We start from the raw sequence: 6,427 nt of genomic DNA on the forward strand, positions 1-6,427 counted from the left end.
GGCGCCGCCGCCCCCCGCCCCCCCCCGGGGGGCGCCGCCCCGGCCGCACGAACCGGATCCCGCTACCGGGCGGCCATCGCCATCAGCTTGCGCGCCGCCCGGTTCTGCCGCAGCAGCTGCGCGAAGGTGGTGTGCCCCTGGGTGGTCCGGGCGAACGCCCGCCACGCCGCCGGCACCGTGGTGACCGCCGTGTGGAACAGGTACGGCCGCCGCTCGAAGGCGCTCAGCAGCTGCTTGCCCGCGCGCATCTCCACGCCCAGCCCGGCCTTGATCGCGAACGCGTAGTTCAGCGCCTCGCGCCGCACCGTGCCCGCGTCGCCCGCCTCCGCGATCCGCACCGCCCACTCCCCGGCCAGCCGGCCGGAGCGCAGCGCGTACGAGATGCCCTCGCGGGTCCACGGCTCCAGCAGTCCGGCCGCGTCCCCGGCCACCAGGACCCGGCCGCGGGAGAGCGGCGAGTCCTCGGCCCGGCAGCGGGTCAGGTGCCCGGACTCGACCCGCGGCGGGAAGCCGGACAGGCCCAGGCGCCGGATGTAGTCGGCGAGGTACTGCTTGGTCCGCTCGCCGTCGCCGCGCGCCGAGATGACGCCCACGGTCAGGCTGCTGGTCTCGGTCTTCGGGAACACCCAGCCGTAACTGCCGGGCAGCGGGCCCCAGTCGAGGTGGATCCGGCCCGACCAGTCGGCGGCCACCTGCGGCGGGACGGGGATCTCGGCCTCCAGGCCGAGGTCGATCTGGTCGAAGGTGACGCCCACGTGCCGGGCGATCCGGCTCGCGCTGCCGTCCGCGCCGACCACCGCCCGGGCCTCGAAGGTGCGCCCGTCGGCGGCCGTGACCACGGCCGTGCGGTGCTCGCCGCCGCGCTGCTCGACCCCGGTGACGGTCACTCCGGTGACCAGCACCGCCCCGGCCTGCTTGGCGGACTGGACCAGCCGCAGGTCGAACTCGTCCCGGTTGACCAGCCCGAACAGCATCCGCTTGGACCGCCGGGTCCGGGTGTACTGCCCGTCGTAGGCGAAGGTGACGGCCGACACCCGGTCCTGCAGCGGCAGTTCGAAGTTCGGCGGCAGGCTGTCCCGGGACGGGCCGATGATGCCGCCACCGCAGGTCTTGTAGCGGGGGTGCTCGGCCTTGTCGAGCAGCAGCACCCGGCGGCCCTGCGCGGCGGCGGCGTGCGCGGCCGAGGCCCCGGCCGGTCCGGCGCCGACCACCACGACGTCCCAGACGCCGTCGGGCGGCTGCGGCGCCTCGTCGAGCGCCCCGTCGAGCGCGTCGTCGAGCGGGACGCCGAGCGCCTCGTCCGACGGGCCGTCCGGCGGGCTGTCGATCGGGCTACGGGAATCAGGGCTTCCGGAGTCAGTCACGTCGACCAATCCTATGCGTCCGCCCGGCCTTCCGGACGCCGCACCACCCCCCGACGGGGAAGCTCCCCGAAGCCCCCCGGACGGCTCCGCCTATGATCGGCGGTACCCCAACCGACCCCCTCCGCCCGCACCACCCCCCGGGCGGACCCGTCCCCTTCGGAGCCCCGATGTCACAGCCCCTGGCCGACGCCGTCCGGTCCCTGATGGACCGTGCCCGCACCGACCTCGCCGAGCTGGTCGCCTTCCAGTCGGTCGCCGACCCGCGCCAGTTCCCGGTCGAGGAGTGCCAGAAGGCCGCGCACTGGGTCGCCGAGGCCTTCGCCGCCGAGGGCCTGACCGGCATCCGGCTGCTGGACACCCCGGACGGCACCCAGTCCGTCTACGGCGAGCTGCCCGGCCCCGAGGGCGCCCCGACCGTCCTGCTCTACTCGCACTACGACGTGCAGCCCCCGCTCGACGAGAGCGGCTGGGACAGCCCGGCCTTCGAGCTGACCGAGCGCGACGGCCGCTGGTACGGGCGCGGCGCCGCCGACTGCAAGGGCAACATCCTGATGCACCTGACCGCCCTGCGGGCGCTGCGCCAGGTGTACGGCGACGACTACCCGGTCGGCCTGAAGATCATCGTGGAGGGCTCGGAGGAGCAGGGCACCGGCGGCCTGGAGCGCTACGCCGAGGCCCACCCCGGGCTGCTGGCCGCCGACGCCATCGTGATCGGCGACACCGGCAACTTCGCCCCCGGCCTGCCGACCGTGACCGCCTCGCTGCGCGGCATGACGGTGGTCGAGGCCTCGGTCACCACCCTGGCCGGCAACCTGCACTCCGGTGCCTTCGGCGGCGCCGCCCCCGACGCGCTGCAGTCGCTGATCAAGGTGCTCGCCTCGCTGCACGACGAGAACGGCGACGTCGCGGTCGCCGGGCTGGCCGCCGACCAGACCTGGGAGGGCGTGCAGTACCCGGAGGAGCAGTTCCGCGCCGACGCCAAGGTGCTCGACGGCGTCGCCCTGACCGGCACCGGCAGCATCTCCGACCGCCTGTGGGCCCGCCCGTCCGTCACCGTCCTGGGCATCGACGCCCCGCCGGTGATCGGCGCCACCTCCTCGGTGCAGGCCGCCGCCAAGGCGCTGATCTCCCTGCGCGTCCCGCCGGGCACCGACACCGGGGCCGCCCAGGACGCCCTGGTGGCCCACCTGGAGGCGCAGGTCCCGCTCGGAGCCCGGCTGACCCTCCAGCGCCACGGCAACGGCGCGCCGTTCCGCGCCGACACCACCGGCCCGGCCTACGAGGCGATGGGCGAGGCGATGGCCGAGGCCTTCGGCACCGCGATGGTCGCGGCCGGCGAGGGCGGCTCGATCCCGCTCTGCAACACCCTGCGCTCGCTCTACCCGCAGGCCGAGATCGTGCTGGTCGGCGTCGAGGACCCGACCACCCAGATCCACGCCGTCAACGAGAGCGTCGACCCGCAGGAGCTGGAGCGGATGGCCCTCACCGAGGCCCTCTTCCTCCGCCGCTACGCGGAACTGCGCACCGTCTGACGGGAGTTCGCACCGGTCCCGGGCCGCCCGCCACGCCACCGGCGGGCGGCCGCGACCACCGCCGCGTAGCCGACCGCACCCACCGCGAGCCCGGCACCGGCCCCGAAGCACACCTCCGGGACGAGGTTGCGGCGCAGCGGGCCGATCCGGTGCAGCACCCCGGCCACGGTCGCCGCGGCCAGCACCGCGGTGGCCGCCCGCCGGGTCCGCGGCGCCGGCCGCACAGCCGGGCGCACCGGTTCGACGGCCCGCACCGCGCGCGCAGCCCAGCCGCCCAGCGCGGCCAGCGCGAGCGCCGAACTCCCGTACTGCAGCACCTCGTAGACCGGGACCCCGGCCACCGTCCGGTCCAGTACGGGCAGCAGCCGCACGCCCAGCCGGCCGCCGTGGGTGAACGCGTCCCAGCCGACGTGGGTGGCCGCGCCGACCGCCGCCGAGACCACGAACCAGGCCGCGTCCGCGCCCAGGCCCCCGGCACCGCCGCAGCCGCCGGTACCGCCCGCACCGGCCGCCGCGGCCCGGCGGACCGTCAACGCCTCGGCGCCGCCCGCCCACCGTTCGGGCAGCAGGCCCACCAGCGGCGCCCGCAGCAGCCCGTGCCACCCCGCCACCAGCACGCCGGCGATCGCCACGTCCAGCGTCGGCACCGCCCACCAGGCGTGGGTCAGCCCGCCGTGCCCGTACACCCCGGGCAGCAGCGACTCGGCGAAGAACGGCACGTCGGGCGCCATCGACCCGGCCACCAGCGCCGAGGCCACCAGCGGCCCGCGCTCCCCGGCGTGACGCAGCAGGGGCAGGACGGCGGCGGGATGGCTCAGGGTGAACGGCATGCCCCCATCCTGACCCCCGCACCGGCCCCGCCACCAACCGGGGCGCGCCGCCGACCGGGGCCGCGCCGCCGACCGGCACCCGGGCCCGCCCTCCCCCGGTCCTATGCGGCGTCCGCCGTGCTGGCCAGGCGGCCGAGCGCCACCCGGCACCCCGCCTCCAGGTAGCGCAGCTCCCCGCTGCGCCGGGCGTCCAGCGCGGCGGCCAGGCGCCGGTAGCGGCTCGGCGGCAGCAGCTCGGCCGACTCGTCCAGGGTGACGAACCGGCAGCCGCGCAGCTCCTCCTGTTGCAGCAGCAGGTTCTGCCGGCCCGCGTCGTCGAGCAGGCCGCCGTCGTACATCAGCCGCAGGCCGCCGCGGCGCGGGCCGGTGCGCGGTTCCCAGTCGACGGCGAGCAGCCGCAGCACCGAGGGGTCCAGGCGCAGTCCGAGCTCCTCGGCGGTCTCGCGCAGGGCGGCGTCGGTGGGGGCCTCGCCGCGTTCGACCACGCCGCCGGGGAAGTCCCAGTCGGGCTTGTAGACCGGGTCGACGAGCAGCACCCGGTCCTGCTCGTCGAAGAACAGCACGGCCGAGGCCACGGTGTCGCCGGTCGGCTCGGGGGCCTGGACGATCGGGCAGCGCGCGGCGCCGACCCGGACGAGTTCGGCGATCCGGTGCGCGGTCTCGCGCGGGGTGAGCGCGCCGCTGTCGATCATCCGGGCGTCGCCGACCAGCCAGCGGCGGGCCGCCCGGTAGTGCGGCAGGTGCTCCAGGCACCAGGTGCGGACCCGCTCGCTGCGCTCCGGGTCGCCCGGGCATTCCTCGCGCTGGGCTATGCGGTTTCGCAGGATCGTTTCTTCTGGATCCAGGACGAAGTGGTGCACCGTGATCCCGTGCGCGGCGAGATCACCGAAGATCTCGTCCCGGTAGTCCTCTCTGAGCAGGGTCATCGGCACCACCAACGGCCCGCCCACCTCGCCGAGCAGCGCGGCGGCCGTCTCGGGCACCAGCCGACGCCAGGCCGCGAGGTCCTGGAAGTCGGACACCGTGGCCAGCCGGTCGGCCGGAAGCATCCGGCGCAGTCCGAAGCCGACCAGCTCGGGATCGAAGAGCACGCTCCCGGGCAGCAGTTCCACCAGCTCGCGGCAGGCGCTCGTCTTGCCCGCCCCGAATGTGCCATTGACCCAGACGATCACAACGTCCCCTGCCCTCGACTTGCCCCGATGCCGTTCGCACCGGGCAGCGCCCCCGTCGGCCGAACCAGCGCCACCCGTGGTGGTACCCGCGCCACGCCGCTCCCCAAAACTGCTCGCCGCGCCCGCCCGCGCGCCCCGGCCCGCCCCTTGACAGCGGCATGTGCCCAGGCCACGGGCCCGGTACGGATAAATGCGGACCGGCCGCCATCAAAGCCGCACCCCGCCGCCAGACCGTTCGCACCGGAAGTCGGACCGGCCGACTTCCGGTGCGCGCCCCGACCGTACGCCGCTCGCGCCCTCCCTGCGCCCTCCCACTCCCCCGCCCGGCACCCTCACCGCCCCGCGCCCGCCCCGCCCGGCGCCTTCACGCGCACCGCTTGCGCGGGCCGCGCCCCGCCGCGTACAGAGGAACGATGAAGCTGCTCCCCGCCGGCCGGGTCGTCGTCATCGGCTCGGTCAACACCGACCGGATCCTGCGCTGCCCCGTGCTCCCCGCGCCCGGCGAGACCGTCCTGGCCACCGACGCCACCCGGGGCTTCGGTGGCAAGGGCGCCAACCAGGCGGTGGCCGCGGCCCGGATGGGGGCCGCCACCCACCTGGTGGCCAAGGTCGGACGCGACGCCGAGGGCGAGGCGGCGCTCGCCGACCTGCGCGGCGCGAACGTGGAGACGGGCGCCGTCCACACCCACCCCGACGCGCCCACCGGCCAGGCGATCGTGCTGGTCGACCCCGCCGGGGAGAACAGCATCGTGGTCGTGCCCGGCGCGAACGCCCACCTGACCGCGGACGAGGTCGGCGCGGCCCTGGCCCGGCTCCACCTGCTCCCGGTCGACGTCGTCCTCACCAGCAACGAGGTCCCCGCGGCGTGCGTCCGCGCCGTCGCCGCGGCCCTGCCCGCCGCGGGCCCGCGCGGCGGCACCCGCTGGCTGCACGACACCGCCCCGGCCGGTGCGCTGCCCGCCCCCGGGCCCACCGGACGCCGCCCACTGGTGGTCGCCAACGCCGTCGAGGCCCGGCAGCTCACCGGCGCCGCGGACGCCGAGGCGGCGGCCCGTGCGCTGGCCCGGCAGGGCGAGGGGGCGGTGGTCACCCTCGGCGGCGGGGGCGCCCTGGTCGCCGTCGGCGGAGCACTGACCCGGCTGCCCGCGCCCACCGTCCGGGTGGTCGACACCACGGGGGCTGGCGACGTCTTCTGCGGCGCGCTCGCCGCCGGTCTCGCCCGGCTGGCCGACCTGCCCGACGCGGCCGCCACCGCCGTCGCCGCCGGGGCCTTCGCCGTCACCGCGCCCGGCGCCCGCGGCGCCCTCCCCCGCCCGGCCGACCTCTGACCGCGCGTCGGCAGGACCGCACCGCCGCCCGGGCCGGGGACAGCCAGGAGAGGGACAGCCAGGAGACCAGGACAGCCAGGTCACCGGGGCGCGGGGGGGGGGGGGGGGGGGCGCCCCCCCCCCCCCCCCCCCCCCCCCCCCAAAAAAAAAAAAAAAAAACCCCCCAACCGTGCGGGTAGGCGAGTGGACGGGGGATAGTGT

At 76.7% G+C, this 6,427-nt stretch carries 5 protein-coding genes; 2 read left to right on the forward strand and 3 right to left on the reverse strand.

The genetic code is table 11. From position 1 onward, the window contains the following. Positions 1-62 precede the first annotated feature (62 nt). Positions 63-1,364 carry a geranylgeranyl reductase family protein gene (locus ACFXOZ_RS28755; RefSeq protein ID WP_375892396.1) on the reverse strand — a complete coding sequence of 434 codons (1,302 nt, stop codon included), beginning with the start codon at positions 1,362-1,364 and terminating at the stop codon, positions 63-65. Positions 1,365-1,531: 167 nt separating this feature from the next. On the opposite strand from ACFXOZ_RS28755, the gene ACFXOZ_RS28760 reads away from it, so the two are divergent. Next, positions 1,532-2,896, forward strand: coding sequence for a dipeptidase (locus ACFXOZ_RS28760; protein WP_380593221.1), 1,365 nt, complete (start codon positions 1,532-1,534; stop codon positions 2,894-2,896). Here the strand turns inward: ACFXOZ_RS28760 and ACFXOZ_RS28765 are convergent. After that, on the reverse strand, positions 2,872-3,726 hold the full coding sequence (locus ACFXOZ_RS28765) for a DUF4184 family protein (protein WP_380593222.1): 855 nt from the start codon (positions 3,724-3,726) through the stop codon (positions 2,872-2,874). The two genes, ACFXOZ_RS28760 and ACFXOZ_RS28765, sit on opposite strands and share 25 nt — an antisense overlap. Positions 3,727-3,827: 101 nt before the next feature. After that, complete coding sequence (locus tag ACFXOZ_RS28770; RefSeq protein ID WP_375892402.1) at positions 3,828-4,898, reverse strand: NUDIX domain-containing protein; 1,071 nt, start codon at positions 4,896-4,898, stop codon at positions 3,828-3,830. A gap of 413 nt (positions 4,899-5,311) precedes the next feature. Between ACFXOZ_RS28770 and ACFXOZ_RS28775 the strand changes: the two genes are divergently transcribed. After that, positions 5,312-6,226, forward strand: a complete 915-nt coding sequence (locus tag ACFXOZ_RS28775) for a PfkB family carbohydrate kinase (protein ID WP_380593223.1) — start codon at positions 5,312-5,314, stop codon at positions 6,224-6,226. Positions 6,227-6,427 lie beyond the last annotated feature (201 nt).

Source organism: Kitasatospora sp. NPDC059160, assembly GCF_042755465.1.
In the GTDB taxonomy this organism is placed as follows: Bacteria; Actinomycetota; Actinomycetes; order Streptomycetales; family Streptomycetaceae; genus Kitasatospora.

Excerpts from the sequence above, each read along its gene's own strand:
- ACFXOZ_RS28760 (WP_380593221.1), top strand. The coding sequence starts at position 1,532 with ATGTCACAGCCCCTGGCCGACGCCGTCCGGTCCCTGATGGACCGTGCC.
- ACFXOZ_RS28765 (WP_380593222.1), bottom strand. The coding sequence starts at position 3,726 with ATGCCGTTCACCCTGAGCCATCCCGCCGCCGTCCTGCCCCTGCTGCGT.
- ACFXOZ_RS28775 (WP_380593223.1), top strand. The coding sequence starts at position 5,312 with ATGAAGCTGCTCCCCGCCGGCCGGGTCGTCGTCATCGGCTCGGTCAAC.